Genomic DNA, 18,603 nt, shown 5'->3' on the forward strand with positions numbered 1-18,603 from the left:
CAGGTTGCGGGTCGTCTTCCGTAAGTGCAGGTTGCCCTGCTCCGTTCAGGGCACTGGTCAGGGCACTGGGTGCTTCGCATCGTAGGCGACGAAACCGGGCTGAAGTCGTGACGCCAGCCATGCCAGGACGATGCACAGGAGCCCGCCAATCAGCAGCACGCCGCCCTCGCTGAGGAACTGAGTCACACCACCGGCCAGCATGTCGCCCACCCGGGGCCCGCCTGCCACCACCACGATGAACACCCCTTGCAAACGGCCCCGCAAATGGTCCGGCGTGGCGGACTGCAGAATGGTGGTTCGGAAGACTGCGCTCACGGAATCCGAGATTCCTGCCAGTGCGCAGCAGAGTGCCGCAGGGACCAGCCACAACGTGGTGCCACCACGGCCGGCATCACCTGCCAGGAGCACCACCAGGCCAAAGCCGGCAATCGAGGCACCCCACCCCATCACGGACCACACCACGGCGCTGCCTTGCCGGCGCACCCGTCCCAACGGGCCGGAGAAAAGGCCTGCGAGGAACGCCCCCACAGCCGTTGAGGCCAGCAGGATGCCCACGGTTGTTTCGCCACCCCCGATCATCACGGCGCCGATGGCGGGCATCAGGGCCCGGGGCTGTGCGCAGATCATGGCGATAAGGTCGATGATGAACGTCATTCGGACGTTGGGCCGTCCGCCGAGGAAACGGAAGCCTTCCACCACGGATCGGAATCCTGGCCGCACGGCGTCCTTCGACGGAGGCAATGGCGGAAGCTTGAACAGCCCCCAGAGCGCGAACGTAAAGCTGATCACGTCTATGGTGTAAGTCCACCCAAAGCCGATAGTGGCCACGAGGACGCCGGCCAGCAGCGGTCCGGCAGTCATGGACAGGCCAAACGTCAGCATGCTCAACGCATTGGCAGCCGGCAGCAGGTCCTTGCGGACAAGAAGTGGGATGATGGCGCTCCTGGCAGGCCCGTTGATGCCTTGCGCGCCGCTTTGAATGGCGACCAGCGCGTAAAGGACCCAGATGTTGCCGATCCCCAGCCACGCCTGCAGAGCCAGCCCGGCGGTGCTCGCCCACAGGACAAGCGAGGCAATCAGGGCCACCTTGCGGCGATCGTAGGCATCGGAGATGGAACCGCCGTAGAGGCCCGCGATCACCAGGGGAACCAGTGCGAAGATGCCGAGGAGCCCTACGTAGAGGCTCTCCTGGGTGAGCCTGTAAACCTCCAGGCTCACGGCCACAAGGGTCAGCTGCGTCCCGATTGCGGCTACCGATGCACCCAGCCAGAGTCGCCGAAACGCAGGACTCTCTTTAAGCGGGGTGATGTCTGCCAGTAGTTTTGCCACCGTCCAACCCTAACCAGAGCCGTGGCTTGGTAGGCTCACCCCGGGGAAGGAGTTGACATGGCCATGGCACGACGATTGCTGTACCGTTCGGGCTTTTGGGAAATTGCCCGGCCACGTCATCCCCTGACTGTGGGCCACGTGGTGGTCAGGTTGTCCGATCCCTCCACTGACTTCGCGTTCCCGTCAGCAGCGGACTGGCTCCTTTGCCACAACCTCGCCCGCATGGCGCTTGCGGCCGTGCTGGGTGCAGAACGGTGCGTTGTCATGTTCGCCCACCAATGGCATCCACTGGGTACCGGGCTGGGCGAACCGGTGGCCGAGTCGTCCACGCCAACGTTCCATCTCTTCGGCCGCTGGGACGGAGAAACCACGACGCCGGGACACCAGCTTTCGCTTCCGGCACACCGGCGGGTTGCCCCTCCGGAAGACGAACTGGAGGCAACTGACCGGGCGATCCGTGACGTCCTGCGTCGTGGGCAACCAGGTGCTGCCTTGGCGTCCGAGCCTGCGGCAGAGGCCGCCGTCGAACGTGTTGTTGACCCAGCCCGCCTGGTGCGCTCGATCCCTGCGGGTCCGCGCCATGCGGTGCTGGAGCCCGTCCGGCCGGTGGCATCCGTGCGGGATTTCCTCCCGGCTGATCTCCTTGCGATCGCGTCGTCCTTGGGCGCGCTGCCAATGTCCGGCGGTGTGAGCGGATTCAGTTGCCTGGCGCTCGAGCCTGCCTCGCCGGGGGTGCCGTTGCGGATCCATGCGATGGGCAGATCGGCGGCGGAAGACGTGAACCCGCTGGTCGAATTGTTTCGTTCACCGGAAGTTAGCCTCGCCTTATTGTGAACTGATCAAAATAAGTGTTTCAATGAATGCATGACAGATCACACCGCTGAGCAGCAAGCATGGGCCGCGGCCCTGCATGCCCATGGCAGGCGTGTGACCAAGCAGCGGCTGGCAGTGCTGGCCGCCGTCCAGCACCATCCGCATTCCCCGGCAGAAGGCATCCTTGCCGCGGCCCGCCAAGAACTTCCTGAACTGACGGCGCAGTCCGTTTATGTAGTGCTCAGCGACCTCACGGACTTGCAGATGCTGCGACGCTTCGAACCTCCGCACTCCCCGGCGCTCTATGAAACCCGGGTTGGCGACAACCACCACCACGCCGTCTGCATCAGCTGCGGCAAGGTGGAGGACGTGGACTGCGCAGTGGGACACGCCCCCTGCCTCACTCCGCACTGGGACGAAAATTCCAAGCCCATGACCATCCAGATCGCAGATGTCCTTTACCAAGGGATCTGCCAGGACTGCCAGGCCAAACAACAGCTTCCCGTAAATACTTCGGTAACTCAGAAATAGGAAAAAGGAGAACAATGACTGCCATTTCAACGACTCAGTCAGGTGCCCCCGTTACGTCCGACGCGCACTCGAAGTCCGTCGGCGCTGACGGTGCCATCATCCTCACCGACCACTACCTGGTGGAAAAGCTCGCACAGTTCAACCGCGAGCGCGTCCCGGAGCGTGTTGTGCACGCAAAGGGCGGCGGAGCTTTCGGTACCTTCAAGACCACGTCCGACGTTTCGGCCTACACCAAGGCTGCCTTCCTGCAGCCGGGTGTCGAGACGGACATGCTGATCCGTTTCTCCTCCGTCGCAGGCGAGAACGGTTCCCCTGACACCTGGCGCGACCCCCGCGGTTTCGCCGTGAAGTTCTACACCTCCGAGGGCAACTACGACCTCGTGGGCAACAACACCCCCGTCTTCTTCATCCGCGACGGCATCAAGTTCCCGGACTTCATCCACTCCCAGAAGCGCCTCCCGGGCACCCACCTGCGTGACGCTGACATGCAGTGGGACTTCTGGACCCTCTCCCCCGAGTCCGCGCACCAGGTCACCTGGCTCATGGGCGACCGCGGCCTGCCGGCTTCCTGGCGTGAAATGCAGGGCTACGGCTCGCACACGTACCAGTGGATCAACGCCGCCGGCGAGCGTTTCTGGGTCAAGTACCACTTCAAGTCCAACCAGGGCGTCAAGACCATCACCGGCGACCAGGCTGAAGAGCTGGCCGGTTCGGATGCAGACTTCTACATCCGCGACCTCTCGGAAAACATCGAGGCCGGCAACTTCCCGTCGTGGGAGCTGCACGTCCAGGTCATGCCGTACGAAGATGCCAAGACCTACCGCTTCAACCCCTTCGACCTCACCAAGGTGTGGCCGCACGCCGACTACCCGCTGATCCACGTGGGCACCATGGAGCTGAACAAGAACCCGGAGAACTACTTCGCGCAGATCGAGCAGGCCACCTTCGCGCCGTCGAACTTCGTGCCGGGCATCGCTGCTTCCCCGGACAAGATGCTGCAGGCCCGCATCTTCTCCTACGCCGATGCACACCGCTACCGCGTGGGCACCAACCACGCCCAGATCCCGGTGAACCAGCCCAAGAACCAGGTCAACAACTACAGCCAGGATGGCCAGGGACGTTACCTGTTCAACGCTCCGTCCACTCCGGTTTACGCACCGAACTCTGTTGGTGGCCCGGCTGCCGTTGAGCCGGTTTCCCCCGCCGGTGGCTGGGAGAACGACGGCGAGCTCACCCTCTCCGCGCACACCCTGCACGCTGAGGATGACGACTTCGGCCAGGCCGGTACCCTGTACCGCGAGGTCTACGATGACGCCGCCAAGGCCCGTCTCCTGGACACCATCACCGGTGCCGTGGGCGGCGTGAAGAACGCCGACATCAAGGAACGCGCCATCCAGTACTGGACCAACGTTGACGCCGACCTCGGCGCCAAGCTCCGCGCCAACCTCGGTGCAGGCCAGACCGAGTCCGACGCCGAAGCAGCCAACAAGCTCTAAGCGTCCCTGCTCTACTGCATTTCCAGGAACACCCCGCTGCGGATTACTCCGCGGCGGGGTGTTCTTTTGTTTTCCACATAGCCGGTTGTTTCCACATAGCAGGCCCCACCTATGGCTGTGCCCTTATTCCGGTCCATAGGATCCCTGTATGACAACATTCGAAGGCATCCACCCGGCCGCATTCCGCTTCTACGAGGACCTTGAAGAGAACAACAACCGTGAGTGGTGGCTGGAACACAAAACAACATACGACGCCGAGGTCAGGGAACCGCTGACGGCTCTCCTTGCGGAATTGGAGCCCCGGTTCGGGCCGGCAAAGATCTTCCGCCCCAACCGGGATATCAGGTTCTCCCAGGACAAGTCTCCCTACAAGACAGCGCAGGGCGCCTTCGCCGCTACGCAGGAGGGCGTCGGCTACTACGTCCAGATCAGCGCCGACGGTCTCTTGATTGGCGGCGGCTACCACTCCCATACGCCGGCACAATTGGCACGCTACCGGGCAGCAGTCGATGCTCCGGAAAGTGGATTGGAGCTGCAGAAGATCATCGATGCCGTGGCGGAGGCAGGTTTCGCGGTCGAAGGCGAGAAGCTCAAAACCGTTCCCCGCGGATTCGACAAGGACCACCCACGGGCAGAGCTGCTCAAGCACAAGTCCTTATCTGCCGGGGTGGAGGTCGGGGAGCCGGAATGGTTGTCCACTGCTGCGGCCAAGGAAGAGATCGCATCCAGGTGGGAAGTGCTGAGGCCCTTGGTGGAGTGGGTCAGTGAGCACGCCGCGCCGTAAGCCCGTGCGCAAGGGTGTTCCGGACGCAAGGGTGTTCCGGACGCAAGGGTGTTCCGGACGCGGAAAACGCCCGGAAACCGTGGTTCCCGGGCGTCTTCCTGGCGGAAAAGCGTACAGCTGTCTGACAAGCAGTTGCACGGCGGCTCAGCGCACTGGCCAGGCGATCAGACCCTCGTGAAGTTGTCCTCGTCCTCGTCGCCCTTGGCCTGGCGGTCGCTGTCGGCCCCGTTCACGGAGGCCTTGGCGGAAGCAAACTTCTCGTTGAGCCGCGAGTGCCGCTGGCCGTAGGAGAAGTAAATCACCATGCCGATAACAAGCCAGATCGCGAAGAAGATCCACGTTTCCACGGCCAGGTTGGTCATCAGGTAGACACACAGCACGGCAGAAACCCACGGCAGGACCTTGCCGAAGGGCACGCGGAAGGCGGGCTTGAGGTCGGGGCGCTTCTTGCGGAGCACCAGGATGCCCAGACTGACCATCACGAACGCGGAGAGCGTACCGATGTTGATCATTTCCTCCAACAGGTCCACCTTCGTCACACCGGCGACGATGGCGACGGCGGCACCGCAGATGATCTGTAGACGGGCCGGCGTGGAGCGCTTCTCGCTCGTCTTGGACAGGGAACGGGGCAGCAGGCCGTCGCGGCTCATGGCCAGGACCACTCGGGACAGACCCATGAGGAGCACCATGATCACCGTTGTGAGGCCTACCAGGGAGCCAAAGGCAATGACCTTGGCGGCATCAGTGTTGCCCACGGCTTCAAAAGCCGTGGTCAGTGTGGGGTTCTTGACCTCGGCCAGCTGGGTGTAGGTGACCATTCCGGTGAGGGCCAGGGAGACAAGGATGTACAGCAGGGTCACCAGGGCCAGGCCGCCGAAGATGCCGCGGGGCAGGGTCTTCTGCGGGTTCTTGACCTCTTCTGCGGAGGTGGCCACCACATCGAAGCCGATGAATGCGAAGAAGACCAGGGCAGCGCCTGCGAAGATGCCCAGTGTTCCGTACTGGGCCGGAGCAGCACCGGTCAGGAAGCCGAAGAAGGACTGCTTCATGACATCTGCGGCGCCTGTTCCGGCCGTCGGTTCGGAAGCTGGGACGAACGGCGTGTAGTTGGAGAACTTTACGTAGCTGAAGCCCACCACGATCACGAACAGCACCACGGCGATCTTGATGATCGTAAAGACGTTGCCAACGCGGGCGGACAACTTTGTCCCCAGCACCAGCAGCACGGTGAAGATAGCGACGATGAGGAAAGCGCCCCAGAAGAGGTCAATTCCTGCAACGGAGATTGACGGCGGAACCTCCAGACCCATCAGGCCAAATACGGTACTGAGGTAGATTCCCCAGTACTTGGCGATCACGGCCGCGGCGGTGAAGAGCTCAAGGATGAGGTTCCAGCCGATGATCCACGCCAGGACCTCGCCCATGGTGGCGTAGGTGAAAACGTAGGCCGAGCCTGCAACAGGGATAGCTGTGGCGAACTCCGCGTAGCACATGATGGCCAAAGCGCAGGTGACAGCAGCAATGGCAAAAGAGATGGTGACGGCGGGGCCGGCAAAGTTGGCGGCAGCCTTGGCGCCCACCGAGAAGATCCCGGCGCCGACAGCAACGGCGACGCCCATGATCATAAGGTCCCACGTGCTCAGGCTGCGCTTGAGTTTGCGACCTGGTTCGTCGGAATCGGCGATCGACTGCTCAATCGACTTGGTCCTGAAAATGTTCATGAAAATGCCACATTCTGGAGGGGGGTGGTATAGGACTCATCAAGAATAGTGTCCGGCCAATGGACGGCCACATTTATCCCAGATAGTGAGACGACCCCTGTTGCGCCGTGGCTCCTGTGGCTGGTGTGATGAGGCCACGTAGCCTGCATCACACCAGCCGCACCCCCGGTTACTCGCCTGATACGTCCCAGTCCATAAGGGTTGAGCGGATCAGGAACCGCTTGCCTTCCGGAGCCTCCACGGAGAATCCACTGCCGCGCCCGGAAACAACATCCACCGTCAGATGCGTGTGGGACCAGTAATTGAACTGTTCCCTGGACATCCAGAACTCCAGTGGCTGTGGCTCCCCGCCCACACCGAGGTCGAACCGGCCAAGGAGGACATCCGAGTCTCCAGTCAGGAACTCCCCCGCCGGGTAGCACATGGGCGCCGAACCGTCGCAGCAACCGCCGGACTGGTGGAACATAAGCGGACCATGCCGATCCCACAGGGTCCGGAGAAGGTCCACGGACGCCGCGGTGAGCGCCACTCGGGAGAAGTCTTCCCCGGGCAGCGTCACCGCGGCTTCCATTGCGATGGTGGACATCAGAACTTCAAGACCACTCGGCCGTCGATCTTGGCGTGCTTCATCTCATCGAACACCGCGTTGACCTCGGACAACTCCCGGGTGGAGACCGTTGGCTTGATCTTGCCCTGGGCGTAGAACTCCAAAGCTTCCTCCAGGTCCTGCCTGGTCCCCACAATCGAGCCCCTGACCGTGAGGCCCTTGAGGACGATTTCAAAGATCGGTGCCGGGAAGTCGCCAGGCGGAAGGCCGTTGAACACGATCGTCCCACCGCGCCGTGCCATGCCAATGGCCTGCCCGAACGCTGAGGGGTGCACAGCGGTTACCAGGACGCCGTGGCAGCCACCGGTTTCGCGCTGGATGACCTCGGCCGGGTCCTCATGCAGTGCGTTGACCGTCAATTCCGCGCCGTGTTCCTTGGCCAACGCCAACTTGTCGTCTGCGATGTCCACTGCTGCCACCCGCAGGCCCATGGCCACGGCGTACTGCACGGCAATGTGTCCCAAGCCGCCGATGCCGGAGATGGTGACCCACTGGCCCGGCCTGGTCTCCGTCATCTTCAGCCCCTTGTACACGGTGACTCCTGCACAAAGAACCGGTGCAACCTCCACCGGGTCCGAGCCCTCCGGAATACGGGCAGCAAAACGGGTGTCCACCAGCATGTACTCGCCAAACGAACCATCGACGCTGTAGCCGCCGTTCTGCTGCGATTCGCACAGTGTTTCCCACCCGGTCCGGCAGTACTGGCAGTCGCCGCAGGCAGACCATAGCCAGGCGTTGCCGACGAGGTCGCCTACCGCAACATCGGTGACCCCCTCGCCCAGGGCAACCACTTCGCCCACCCCTTCGTGCCCGGGAATGAATGGCGGTGTCGGCTTGACCGGCCAGTCGCCTTCGGCGGCGTGCAGGTCGGTATGACATACGCCCGAGGTAAGGAGGCGGACCAGCGCCTGGCCGGGACCCGGCGTCGGGCGTTCCACCTCCTTGACCTGAAGGTCGGTTCCAAACTCTGTAACTACTGCTGCTTGCATGGTGTTCGACATTGACGATCTCCTTTGATCTGACCGAATAATGGGAGTTTTTGTACAGCTGATGCCCTTAAAACGGCTCCATAAGGGCATCTGCTGTACGAAAACTCCTAGAAGAAGCCGAGCTTGTTCTCGTTGTAGCTGACCAGGAGGTTCTTGGTCTGCTGGTAGTGGTCCAGCATCATGGCGTGGTTTTCACGGCCAATGCCTGAGGACTTGTAGCCACCGAAGGCGGCACCTGCCGGGTAGGCGTGATAGTTGTTCACCCACACGCGGCCGGCCTGGATTTCCCGGCCTGCGCGGTAGGCGACGTTTCCATTGCGCGACCAGACACCGGCACCAAGCCCGTAAAGGGTGTCATTGGCGATGCCGATGGCGTCGTTGTAGTCGCTGAATTTGGTGACGGAAACGACGGGGCCAAAGATCTCCTCCTGGAAGATCCGCATCCGGTTGTGGCCCTCGAAAATCGTGGGCTGCACGTAGTAGCCGCCGGCCAAATCGCCGGAAAGTTCAGCGCGGGCACCACCGGTGAGGAGCTTGGCGCCCTCCTGCTTTCCGATGTCGATGTAGGACAGGATCTTCTCCAACTGGTCGTTGGAGGCCTGGGCACCCACCTGGGTGTCAGTGTCCAAGGGGTTGCCCTGGATGATCTTCTGCGTGCGGGCCACGACGTCGGCCATGAAGGTGTCGTAGATGCCTTCCTGCACCAGGGCCCGGGAGGGGCAGGTGCAGACTTCGCCCTGGTTGAACGCGAAGAGCGTGAAGCCTTCCTGTGCCTTGTCGTAGAAGGCGTCGTTCTGGGCGGCGACGTCGTCGAAGAAGATGTTGGGGCTCTTGCCGCCAAGCTCCAACGTGACGGGAATGAGGTTGTTGGACGCGTATTGGCTGATCAAACGCCCGGTGGTGGTCTCGCCTGTGAAGGCAATCTTGCGGATGCGGGGGCTGGAAGCCAGCGGCTTTCCGGCTTCGACGCCGAAGCCGTTGACAACGTTGACCACGCCGGCGGGCAGGAGGTCGCCGATCAGTTCCATGAGGACCAGGATCGAGGTGGGCGTCTGCTCAGCCGGCTTCAGGACGACGGCGTTTCCGGCTGCGAGTGCCGGGGCGAGCTTCCACACGGCCATGAGGATGGGGAAGTTCCACGGGATGATCTGGCCGACGACGCCCAGGGGCTCCTTGAAGTGGTAGGCGGTGGTGTCCTCGTCCAGCTGGGACAGGTGGCCTTCCTGGGCGCGGACGGCCGAGGCGAAGTAGCGGAAGTGGTCAGCGGCCAGCGGGATGTCGGCGTTGAGGGTCTCACGGACAGGTTTGCCGTTGTCCCAGGTCTCAGCGACAGCCAGGAGTTCCACATTCTCGTCGATACGGTCGGCGATCTTGTTCAGGATGGCTGCGCGTTCTGTCGCTGATGTCTTTCCCCACGACGGTGCAACTTTGTGGGCGGCGTCCAGGGCCAGTTCAATGTCCTCCGACGTACCACGGGCAACTTCGCAGAAAGCCTTTCCCGTGACGGGGGTGATGTTCTCAAAGTAGGCACCCTTAACCGGTGCGACCCATTCGCCGCCGATCCAGTTCTCGTAGCGGTCCTTGAAAGTGACCTTCGAACCCTCGGCACCCGGCTGTGCATAAACGGTCATTGCTAGCTCCTTTGCTGCGAATCACGGTGGCTGTCGCCATTGATCCGAGCCTAGGAGCCGGGAGGTTGCAGCTACGTTGCAACAGTGTGAGTCAGCTCACGATCGTAGCTCGGCGTCGATCCGCTCAAGATCAGCCACCACGGCGTTCCGCTTGGGCGAGCGGGGCGGAAGCAGCTTCAGGACCGCAAGGCGGAGTTCGGCGTCGTACTTCGCCTCAGGCAGCTCCGCATACTTGAGGAGGGAATCGACGCTGCCGTCGCTGAGCAGCGCCTCGCGCAGCAGAAGCGAGACCCGCTCGCGCAACTGCACGACGCCGGGCGCCTCCGACCGCGGCAGGACGGCACCTTTGTAAATCTCCAAGGCGATGCGGTGCGCGCCCCGCTGCAGGCAGCTAAGCACCTGGCCGGAATCCGGAAGCAACTCGACAGGCAAGCGATAGGGACGTGATTCAGGCACCGCGTCCGGGCTGAGCTCCTGGATGACCTTGCGGAGCCGCACCATTTCCGCGCGAAGGGTCACGGAGGATCCCTCGCCGGGGTAGAGCTGGGCGCAGAGATCATCGGCGCTGAGCCCGTCCGGGTGGTTCCCCAGAATGGCCAATATTTCGCTGTGCCGTGCCGACAAGGAGACCGTCCGGCCATCGATACTGAGCAGGGCCTGGTCGCGTCCGAGCAACTGCAGGCTGTTCCGGTACAAAGCGTGGCTGGAGGTGGCAGCCGCGCTCCGGCGTCGTGGTTTCTCCCGAACGGCGGCGGCCAGCTGCAGCCGTTCGATGCGCAGCTGCGCCTGTGCCGCCGCCACCGTTGCCTCCACCAGGGACAGCGTGTGCGGAGCGACGGCGGTTTCAGTGCCCGTAATGTCCACGACGCCGAGCACCGCGCCGGAATCGGGATCATGGAACGGCACCGCGGTGCAGCTCCACGGATGGACGGAGCGCTTGAAATGCTCGGCACCGGAAATCTGGATGCTGCGGTCAAGGGCCAGCGCGGTGCCCGGCGCACTGGTACCCACGGAGGCTTCGGACCAGTCGGCGCCGGCCACGAACATCATGCCTTCTGCCCGCCGCTGCATCACGGGATCGCCGTCCACCCACAAAAGCCGCCCGACGTCGTCGCCCACCGCCACCAGCAGTCCACTGTCATGGCTTGGCAGGACCAGCAGTTTTTTGATCACGGGCATGATGGCAGCCAAAGGGTGCTGCCGTCGGTAGTCCTCCAGCTCGTCGCGATCCATTGCCAAGGGGGCTTCGGGGACATCGGGATTGGCTTTCAGGCTCGCCGAACGCTGCCACGATTCGTGGACCAATCGGCGAAGACCGGAGATTTCACCAGTAGTTCCCGTGCGCCAGGATTCCAGGTGTTCGTGGCCAGCCAAAGCACGCTTCTGCAACAGCTCCGCGGCGTCAATGCCTGGAACTACTGGATGGATTGGATTCCTCACTCGAACTCCCCTGGGAACTGCGCGTGTGGTGGGCAGCACAGTATCCAGAAGTCTAGTTCGGGTGGAGGAGATTGTCAGCCGCGGGAGATCCGGATCATTTCCTCACGCGGAACAACCTTGATGCGCTCGCGGACCACGCCGTCCGGGTTTTCGCCGGAAGCCGACCACGCGGCGCCAAGCGCGGCTTCGTGTGCGTCCAGGCGGTTCCACCCTTCCCACGTGGTGTATTGGATGCCGCGCTCTTCCAGGAGATCGATGATCGCCTGTGGGTCCGGGTTCTCCGCCGGGGGCAGGGAGAGCCGGTCCTCGAGGAGGCAGCCGATGGTTTCCAGCGCATCACCCTTGGTATGCCCGATCAGCCCCACGGGTCCGCGCTTGATCCAGCCGGTTGCATAGATTCCCGGCACGGGCTTGCCGTCGGCACCCAGGACGCGGCCGCCGTCGTTCGGTATGACGCCGCGGCGGGCATCGTACTCAAGTTCTTCCAGCGGCGAGCCGTGGTAGCCAATGGCGCGGTACACGGACTGCACGGGGTATTCGATGAACTCCCCCGTTCCCTTGACGTTGCCGGTGCCGTCCAGTTCCATGCGCTCGAACTTTATCCCCGCCACCTTGCCGGGATCCTCGGGCGAATCCAGGATCTCCACGGGGCTGTGCAGGAAGTGCAGGTGCAGCCTGCGGGACGAGGGCTGCTCCGCCTCGGCGTGCTCCTCCACCAGCCAGTTGGTCATGGTGTTGACCATGGTCTTGATCTGGTTGTTGCTGCGAATGGCCTCATCCGATGCGTCGTCGAACTCAAAGTCCTCCGGGTACAGCACGATGTCTACGTCCTTGCAGTGCGAAAGCTCGCGCAATTCCAAGGGCGTGAACTTCACCTGGGCCGGACCGCGGCGTCCGAACACGTGGACATCGGTGACCGGCGAGTTCTTCAGCCCGGCGTACACATTGTCCGGGATCTCGGTCACCAGCAGTTCTTCAGGGTGCTTGACCAGCATCCGTGCGACATCCAAGGCCACGTTGCCGTTACCGATCACGGCGATTTCCTTCGCGTCCAGCGGCCATTCGCGGGGCACGTCCGGGTGGCCGTCGTACCAGGAGACAAAGTCCGCGCCACCAAAGGACCCTTCCAGGTCGATGCCTGGGATGTTGAGGTCGGCGTCCTTGATGGCGCCGGTGGAGAAGATCACAGCGTCGTAGAAAGCACGGAAGTCGTGCAGGGTCAGATCCCGGCCGTAGGTGACGTTGCCCAGGAACCGGATATCGCCCCGGTCCAATACCTTGTGAAGGGCGTTCACGATGCCCTTGATGCGTGGATGATCCGGAGCCACGCCATAACGGATCAGTCCATACGGTGCGGGATAGGCTTCAAAGAGATCGATGCTGACTTCCACATGCCCGTCTTTGACCTCGTTGGACTTGGTGAGGATATCCGCGGCGTAGACACCTGCAGGACCCGCACCAACAATGGCAATGCGAAGCGGACGATTGGGGGTGGTTGCGGCTGAGTTGGACACCGTGAGCCCTTCCGAAGCAGTGAGCCACGCCGCTGGTGGGGGCGCGCAGACTCTCATTCTAGGTGCCGCCCCTGCACCGGGCCGCCTATATGGCAGGAGTCACAGAAATTCACAAAGATTGCGGAATATTGCGCCGGTTGCCGGTGTTGGCGACAATGTGTCGACTCCGGATCAGATCATCTCAAGCTCCCCGTCCAACCAGCCTCCGACGACGATAGCCGGCAGCGGAGGCAAAGGAACCGGCGGCTCCGGCAAACCGGTGCGGAGCGAGTCGACGGCGGGGATCCTGTTCGGCATCGGCGCTTACGGCTTGTGGGGACTGCTTCCCCTGTACTTCTTCGTCCTGATGCCCGCCGGCGCGATCGAAATCGTCGCCAACCGGATTGTATGGTCCCTCATCTTCTGCGCACTGCTAATCACCATCACGCGGTCATGGAAGGTCTTCGGCGCCGCCTTGAAGGACCTCAGCGTGTTCGGTCCACTCGCCTTGGCTGCGGGCCTGATCGCGATCAACTGGCTCACCTATACGTTTGGTGTCACCACCGGCCATGCCGTGGAGACTTCGCTGGGCTACTTCATCAACCCGCTGGTCTCCGTGCTGCTGGGCGTCTTTGTCCTCAAGGAGAAACTGCGTCCCCTGCAGTGGACGGCCGTGGGCATTGGCTTCGTTGCCGTGGGCGTCCTGACCTTCTCCTATGGTCAACTGCCGTGGATCGCGTTGATCCTTGCGTTTAGTTTTGGCTTGTACGGTTTCGTGAAGAAGCGCATCGGCCCCAAGGTGGATGCACTGACCAGCCTCAGCGTGGAGACCATGGTGCTGGCCCCCTTCGCCGCCATCACCATGGTGGTCCTGGCCGTAACCAACGCGGAAACCCTCACAACCCTGGGCGCCGGACACTTCTGGCTCCTGGTGGCCTCCGGGGTGATCACCGCCGTTCCGCTGCTGTTCTTCGGTGCCTCTGCCCGGCGCCTGCCGATGACCACGATCGGGCTGCTCCAGTACTTCGCCCCGATCCTGCAGTTCGTGGTGGCCCTGCTGGTGTTCCACGAAACCATGACCACGGCCCGCTGGATCGGCTTCTGCGTTGTCTGGCTCGCCCTGGTCCTCCTGACCATCGACATGCTGCGGACCACCCGCAAGAACTCGGTCCTGAAGAAGAAGGCCAGGCTGGCCGCCGCCCATTAATCAGCAACGCGGGGTCACTTATGGCCCATGTTTGGCCTTGGGATGGGCCATAAGTGACCCCGCGTTGCTTTAAACGAAAAGAGGCGGGCCGGGTAAATTCCCCGGCCCGCCTCTTGCGGTGAAGATCAGACCTTACGCGTGGGCCTTGATGGCTGCAGCGAGGACCTCGAGGCCGTCGATGAGCAGTTCGTCGCTGATGACCAGCGGCGGGAGCAGGCGGATCACGTTGCCGTAGGTGCCACAGGTCAGGATGACGACGCCTTCGGCGAGGCAGGCGGCAGCAACGGCCTTGGTGAGCTCGGGGTTCGGTTCCTTGGAGCCGGCCTGAACGAGTTCGATTGCCAGCATGGCGCCACGGCCGCGGACATCGCCAACAACGGAAACTTCCTCAGCCAGTTCGCGGAGCTTGCCCAGGGCGAGCTCTTCGATGTGGCGGGCGCGGCCGTTGAGGTCGTGCTGTTCCATGGTGTCGATCGCTGCCAGTGCTGCGGCGCAGGCAACCGGGTTGCCACCGTAGGTGCCGCCGAGGCCACCCGGGTGAACGGCGTCGAGCAGATCGGCGCGGCCGGTGATCGCGGACAGCGGGAGGCCGCCGGCGATGCCCTTGGCCATGGTGATGATGTCCGGAACAACACCTTCGTGGTCAACGGCGAACCATTCGCCCGTGCGGCAGAAGCCGGACTGGACTTCGTCGGCGATGAAGACGATGCCCTTTTCCTTGGCCCATGCGGACAGTGCCGGCAGGAAGCCTTCGGCCGGGACGATGAAGCCGCCCTCGCCCTGGATGGGCTCGATGATGATCGCGGCAACCTGGTCGCCACCGATCTGCTTCTCGATCATGGTGATGGCGCGCTTGGCGGCCTCGGCACCGGTGATCTCCGGGTTCTCTTCCCGGAACGGGTAGCTCATGGGCATGCGGTAGACCTCGGGCGCGAACGGGCCGAAGTTGGTCTTGTACGGCATGGCCTTGGCGGTCAGTGCCATGGTCAGGTTGGTGCGGCCGTGGTAGGCGTGGTCGAAGGCAACCACGGCGTCGCGGCCGGTAGCCAGTCGTGCAACCTTGACGGCGTTTTCCACGGCTTCAGCGCCGGAGTTGAAGAGCACGGTGCGCTTGGCGTGGTCGCCCGGGGTGAGGCGGTTGAGCTGCTCGGCAACTGCAACGTAGCCCTCGTACGGGGTCACCATGAAGCAGGTGTGCGTGAAGTGCGCGGCAGCTTCCTGCACAGCGGCGACGACGGCGGGATCGGACGCGCCGACGCTGGTCACGGCGATGCCGGAGCCGAGGTCGATGAAGGAGTTGCCGTCGACGTCGCGGATGATGCCGCCGTCGGCGTCCTCAACGTAGACGGGGACGCCCGAGGCGACGCCGGCAGCAACGACGGCGGAGCGACGCTCGGCCAGTGCCTGCGACTTCGGGCCGGGGAAGGCGCCATTGATATTGCGCTTCTGCTCGATGCGGTACGAGAGTTCGTTCGCGGTGGTGGTCATGGGTGGTTGCCTTTCTGGGAAATTTGTACGGGTTACGCGAACGCGTTACGCGTCGAGTGCACTCATCACGTGCTTGATGCGCGTGTAGTCCTCAACGCCGTACATGGAGAGGTCCTTGCCGTAGCCGGACTGCTTGAAGCCGCCGTGCGGCATCTCTGCCGTCAGGAGGATGTGGGTGTTGATCCAAACCGCACCGAAGTCGAGGTCGCGGCTCATGCGCATGGCCGTTCCGTGGTCGCTGGTCCAGACGCTGGACGCCAGGGCGTATTCGACGTCGTTCGCCATTTCCAGGGCTTCTTCCTCGGTGCTGAACTTCTGGACCGTGATGACCGGGCCGAAGGTTTCCTTCTGCACGATGTCGTCCGTCTGCTTGGCGCCGGAGATGATGGTGGGCTCGAAGAAGAAGCCCTTCTCACCTGCGCGGTGGCCGCCGGTTTCGATCTTGCAGTTTTCCGGGAGGTGTTCCACCACGGAGGTCACGGCGTTGAAGTGGTTCACGTTGTTGAGCGGGCCGAAGTAGTTGTCTTTGTCGTTCTGCGAACCGGTGTGCAGGGTCTTGGTGTGCTCCACCATGGCTGCCACAACATCATCGTGGACCGAGTCCTCGATCAGGACGCGGGTGATGGCGGTGCAGTCCTGGCCGGCGTTGAAGAAGGCGAACTCGGCGATGGCCGCGGCACTCTTCTTGATGTCGGCGTCCTTGAAGACGATGGCCGGGGCCTTGCCGCCCAGTTCCAGGTGTGCCCGCTTAAGGCCCTTGGCTGCGCCGCTGGCCACGGCAATGCCTGCACGGACAGAACCGGTGATGGACACCAGGCCGGGGACCTTGTGGTCAACCATCATGGCGCCGGTTTCGCCGGTGCCGAGGACAACGTTGAGGACACCGGCGGGGAAGATCTCACCGGCAAGGCGTGCCAGCACCAGGGTGGACTCAGGGGTGGTGTCCGAGGGCTTCAGGACCACGGTGTTGCCGGCAGCCAGGGCGGGGCCGATCTTCCAGATGGCCATGAGGAACGGGTAGTTCCACGGTGCAACCTGCGCCACGACACCGATCGGCTCGCGCCGGATGTAGGACGTGTGGCCCTCGAAGTATTCGCCTGCGGACTTGCCTTCCATGATGCGGGCGGCGCCGGCGAAGAAGCGGAGCTGGTCTGCACCGGCAGCAACTTCCTCGGACGCGATCAGGGAGCGGACCTGGCCTGTGTTGCGGTGCTGGGCCTCCACCAGTTCGTCACTGTTGGCCTCGACGGCGTCAGCAAGCTTGAGCAGCATGAGCTGGCGCTGGCCCGGGGTGGCTTTCTTCCACGACTTGAAGGCCTCGTTGGCCGCGGTCATGGCAGCGTCCACGTCGGCCTGCACCGAAATAGGAGACTTGGCAACGATTTCCCCGGTGGCGGGGTTCACGATGTCCAGGAGACCCGTACCTGCCGGCGTAACGAATTCGCCATTGATGAAGTTCTGCAAGGTTTGAACCACGGTGTGCAACCCTCTTTCGGTGTCTGGGCTTGGGTTTAGCTGATCAGAGCCTATGCCAGGGAGAGGGTCCAAGGAATAGTCAGCTGCACACACAAGCGCACCCCGCTTAGTGCGCTTGACCAGCACCGGGTTACGCTTTAACCATGGCCCTGTCCCTCGCTTCGCTCGTCGCTGTCCCTTCCCTGAAACTCCGCCAATCCGGCGTTGCCGAGACCACCTGGAACCAGGACATCAGCTGGGTTGCAGTGACTGAACTCGAGGATCCGCAGCGGTTCCTCAGCGGCGGCGAGCTGGTCCTGACTACGGGCCTGCGTCTCAAGAGTGCGGCCGACCAGCGGCGCTTTGTCCGCCAGGTCCAGCGCGCGGGCGCCGTGGGCATTGGCTTCGGCATCGGCCTGACCCACGAATCCGTCCCGGAGGCCCTCATCGCCGAGGCCAACCGCTGGGGACTGCCATTGGTGGAAGTCCCCTACGAGATCCCGTTCATCGCCATCGGCAAGCTCGTGGCCGAGTCCCATTCCGCCGACCATTACTCCAATCTGGAACGCCTCCTCGCGGGACACCAGATTTTGGCCCGTTCCCTCCTCACCGGCGGTGGCCTCAACGAACTCCTCAAGCAACTGGGCAGCATGCTCCGCACTGATGTCGTGCTCACCCAGTTCAGCGCGCAGCTCTACAACAGCGTGCCGGGAAAGCCGGCCCCGACGGCGGACGGCTGGGCTTCGTACCCGATTCCCACCGGCCGCAGGGATGCCTGCACGCTCTGGCTCCGGCAGCCGTTCATCGACTCGGGGATTGTCAGCTACGCGCAAAACCTGATCAGCGTAGAGCTCAACAACATGGTCAAGCAGCGCCAGTCCCAGCGGGCCATGGCAGGCCAGGTGCTGGACGACGTCATCCATGGAACCCTGGAGACCATCGAGGCCGCGCGACGCTTGGCAGGCGTAGGCATCAACAGCACCCGCAAGAACGTGGTGCTGGTTGCCGAATCCACGGCACACCATAAGCAACTGGTCAGCATCTCCCTCCCCCAGGCGCTGGAAGCCGGCGTCAGCGCCGTCGTCGGAAAGGACCTGGTAACGGTGGTCAGCGACGACGGCAGTTCGGCCACCGCCTTGGCGAAGAGCCTCAGCGACCACTTGCAGGAAGCCGGCATCCACGCCGTGATCGGTATCGGCGGCGCCTATACGAAGCCGAACGGCTTGCGCTGGAGCTACTTTGAAGCGCGCGACGCCGCGGCGCACGGCTTGCCGGTCAACGAGCCTGAACGGCTGAGCCTGACATCCCTGCTGCTCGCCAGCGAGGACGTGCCGCTGGCGGATATGGCCAGCGAATCCCTGACGCCGCTGCGCAAGTTCGATGCCGCCCACGGTGCCGAATTGGTGGCCACGCTTGAGAGCTACCTGAACCACAACGGTTCGGTGGCAGCGGTGGCCGAGGCCCTCACCTTGCACCGCAATACTGTGCGGTATCGCCTGGCCCAGATCACTGAGCTCACGGGATACGACCCATCGCAAACGCAGGACCGGGTGCAGTTGTGGCTTGCGCTGGCGGTCCAGCGGCTGGGCTCACGCAACCCGAGGTAAGCCCTCCCGGAG

The 18,603-nt window shown here is 63.2% G+C and carries 15 protein-coding genes; 6 read left to right on the forward strand and 9 right to left on the reverse strand.

The features are described 5' to 3' along the window. Positions 1–57: 57 nt before the first annotated feature. Positions 58–1,329, reverse strand: coding sequence for an MFS transporter (locus tag AB0N72_RS15820; protein WP_363933160.1), 1,272 nt, complete (start codon positions 1,327–1,329; stop codon positions 58–60). A gap of 63 nt (positions 1,330–1,392) precedes the next feature. Here AB0N72_RS15820 and AB0N72_RS15825 point away from each other — a divergent pair, with 63 nt between their 5' ends. The 4 genes from AB0N72_RS15825 to AB0N72_RS15840 all read left to right on the forward strand — a co-directional run bounded on the left by AB0N72_RS15825 (position 1,393) and on the right by AB0N72_RS15840 (position 4,953). Beyond that, positions 1,393–2,163, forward strand: coding sequence for a hypothetical protein (locus AB0N72_RS15825; protein ID WP_363933158.1), 771 nt, complete (start codon positions 1,393–1,395; stop codon positions 2,161–2,163). Positions 2,164–2,193: 30 nt separating this feature from the next. Beyond that, on the forward strand, positions 2,194–2,673 hold the full coding sequence (locus tag AB0N72_RS15830; protein ID WP_363933157.1) for a Fur family transcriptional regulator: 480 nt from the start codon (positions 2,194–2,196) through the stop codon (positions 2,671–2,673). Positions 2,674–2,687: 14 nt separating this feature from the next. Beyond that, positions 2,688–4,169: a catalase gene (locus AB0N72_RS15835; protein ID WP_363933155.1), complete on the forward strand. Its 1,482-nt coding sequence runs from the start codon at positions 2,688–2,690 to the stop codon at positions 4,167–4,169. A 148-nt stretch (positions 4,170–4,317) separates the two neighbouring features. Continuing rightward, positions 4,318–4,953: a DUF2461 domain-containing protein gene (locus AB0N72_RS15840; RefSeq protein ID WP_363933154.1), complete on the forward strand. Its 636-nt coding sequence runs from the start codon at positions 4,318–4,320 to the stop codon at positions 4,951–4,953. A gap of 164 nt (positions 4,954–5,117) precedes the next feature. On the opposite strand, the gene AB0N72_RS15845 is transcribed toward AB0N72_RS15840, so the two are convergent. The 6 genes from AB0N72_RS15845 to AB0N72_RS15870 form a co-directional block, all read right to left on the reverse strand. Next, complete coding sequence (locus AB0N72_RS15845; RefSeq protein ID WP_363933152.1) at positions 5,118–6,674, reverse strand: amino acid permease; 1,557 nt, start codon at positions 6,672–6,674, stop codon at positions 5,118–5,120. 169 nt (positions 6,675–6,843) lie between these two features. Continuing rightward, positions 6,844–7,260 carry a DUF779 domain-containing protein gene (locus AB0N72_RS15850; protein ID WP_363933151.1) on the reverse strand — a complete coding sequence of 139 codons (417 nt, stop codon included), beginning with the start codon at positions 7,258–7,260 and terminating at the stop codon, positions 6,844–6,846. Further along, on the reverse strand, positions 7,260–8,282 hold the full coding sequence (adhP, locus tag AB0N72_RS15855; RefSeq protein ID WP_363933150.1) for an alcohol dehydrogenase AdhP: 1,023 nt from the start codon (positions 8,280–8,282) through the stop codon (positions 7,260–7,262). Before adhP ends, AB0N72_RS15850 begins: the two co-directional genes overlap by 1 nt. Positions 8,283–8,377: 95 nt before the next feature. After that, positions 8,378–9,901 carry an aldehyde dehydrogenase family protein gene (locus tag AB0N72_RS15860; RefSeq protein WP_363933148.1) on the reverse strand — a complete coding sequence of 508 codons (1,524 nt, stop codon included), beginning with the start codon at positions 9,899–9,901 and terminating at the stop codon, positions 8,378–8,380. A gap of 96 nt (positions 9,902–9,997) precedes the next feature. Then, complete coding sequence (locus AB0N72_RS15865; RefSeq protein WP_363933147.1) at positions 9,998–11,341, reverse strand: GAF domain-containing protein; 1,344 nt, start codon at positions 11,339–11,341, stop codon at positions 9,998–10,000. Between the two features lie 74 nt (positions 11,342–11,415). Then, complete coding sequence (locus AB0N72_RS15870; RefSeq protein ID WP_363933146.1) at positions 11,416–12,855, reverse strand: FAD-dependent oxidoreductase; 1,440 nt, start codon at positions 12,853–12,855, stop codon at positions 11,416–11,418. Between the two features lie 118 nt (positions 12,856–12,973). Between AB0N72_RS15870 and rarD the strand changes: the two genes are divergently transcribed. Continuing rightward, the gene (gene rarD, locus AB0N72_RS15875; protein ID WP_363933144.1) at positions 12,974–14,041 is read left to right on the forward strand and encodes an EamA family transporter RarD; all 1,068 of its coding nucleotides are present in this window, start codon (positions 12,974–12,976) and stop codon (positions 14,039–14,041) included. 132 nt (positions 14,042–14,173) lie between these two features. Here the strand turns inward: rarD and gabT are convergent, their stop codons facing one another. Both gabT and AB0N72_RS15885 read right to left on the reverse strand, forming a co-directional pair. Then, the gene (gene gabT / locus AB0N72_RS15880) at positions 14,174–15,529 is read right to left on the reverse strand and encodes a 4-aminobutyrate--2-oxoglutarate transaminase (protein ID WP_363933142.1); all 1,356 of its coding nucleotides are present in this window, start codon (positions 15,527–15,529) and stop codon (positions 14,174–14,176) included. 45 nt (positions 15,530–15,574) lie between these two features. Beyond that, entirely contained in the window at positions 15,575–17,005 is a 1,431-nt protein-coding gene (locus tag AB0N72_RS15885) for a gamma-aminobutyraldehyde dehydrogenase (RefSeq protein ID WP_363933140.1), read from the reverse strand. 143 nt (positions 17,006–17,148) lie between these two features. Between AB0N72_RS15885 and AB0N72_RS15890 the strand changes: the two genes are divergently transcribed. Then, entirely contained in the window at positions 17,149–18,591 is a 1,443-nt protein-coding gene (locus AB0N72_RS15890; protein WP_363933138.1) for a PucR family transcriptional regulator ligand-binding domain-containing protein, read from the forward strand. Positions 18,592–18,603 lie beyond the last annotated feature (12 nt).

It is taken from the genome of Paenarthrobacter sp. NPDC089307, assembly GCF_040685055.1.
In the GTDB taxonomy this organism is placed as follows: Bacteria; Actinomycetota; Actinomycetes; order Actinomycetales; family Micrococcaceae; genus Arthrobacter.

What these genes read in the sequence shown, in the direction of transcription:
- AB0N72_RS15825 (WP_363933158.1), top strand. Translation starts at nt 1,393, where the DNA reads ATGGCACGACGATTGCTGTACCGTTCGGGCTTTTGGGAAATTGCCCGG.
- AB0N72_RS15830 (WP_363933157.1), top strand. Translation starts at nt 2,194, where the DNA reads ATGACAGATCACACCGCTGAGCAGCAAGCATGGGCCGCGGCCCTGCAT.
- AB0N72_RS15835 (WP_363933155.1), top strand. Translation starts at nt 2,688, where the DNA reads ATGACTGCCATTTCAACGACTCAGTCAGGTGCCCCCGTTACGTCCGAC.
- AB0N72_RS15840 (WP_363933154.1), top strand. Translation starts at nt 4,318, where the DNA reads ATGACAACATTCGAAGGCATCCACCCGGCCGCATTCCGCTTCTACGAG.
- AB0N72_RS15845 (WP_363933152.1), bottom strand. Translation starts at nt 6,674, where the DNA reads ATGAACATTTTCAGGACCAAGTCGATTGAGCAGTCGATCGCCGATTCC.
- AB0N72_RS15850 (WP_363933151.1), bottom strand. Translation starts at nt 7,260, where the DNA reads ATGTCCACCATCGCAATGGAAGCCGCGGTGACGCTGCCCGGGGAAGAC.
- adhP (WP_363933150.1), bottom strand. Translation starts at nt 8,282, where the DNA reads ATGTCGAACACCATGCAAGCAGCAGTAGTTACAGAGTTTGGAACCGAC.
- AB0N72_RS15860 (WP_363933148.1), bottom strand. Translation starts at nt 9,901, where the DNA reads ATGACCGTTTATGCACAGCCGGGTGCCGAGGGTTCGAAGGTCACTTTC.
- gabT (WP_363933142.1), bottom strand. Translation starts at nt 15,529, where the DNA reads ATGACCACCACCGCGAACGAACTCTCGTACCGCATCGAGCAGAAGCGC.
- AB0N72_RS15890 (WP_363933138.1), top strand. Translation starts at nt 17,149, where the DNA reads ATGGCCCTGTCCCTCGCTTCGCTCGTCGCTGTCCCTTCCCTGAAACTC.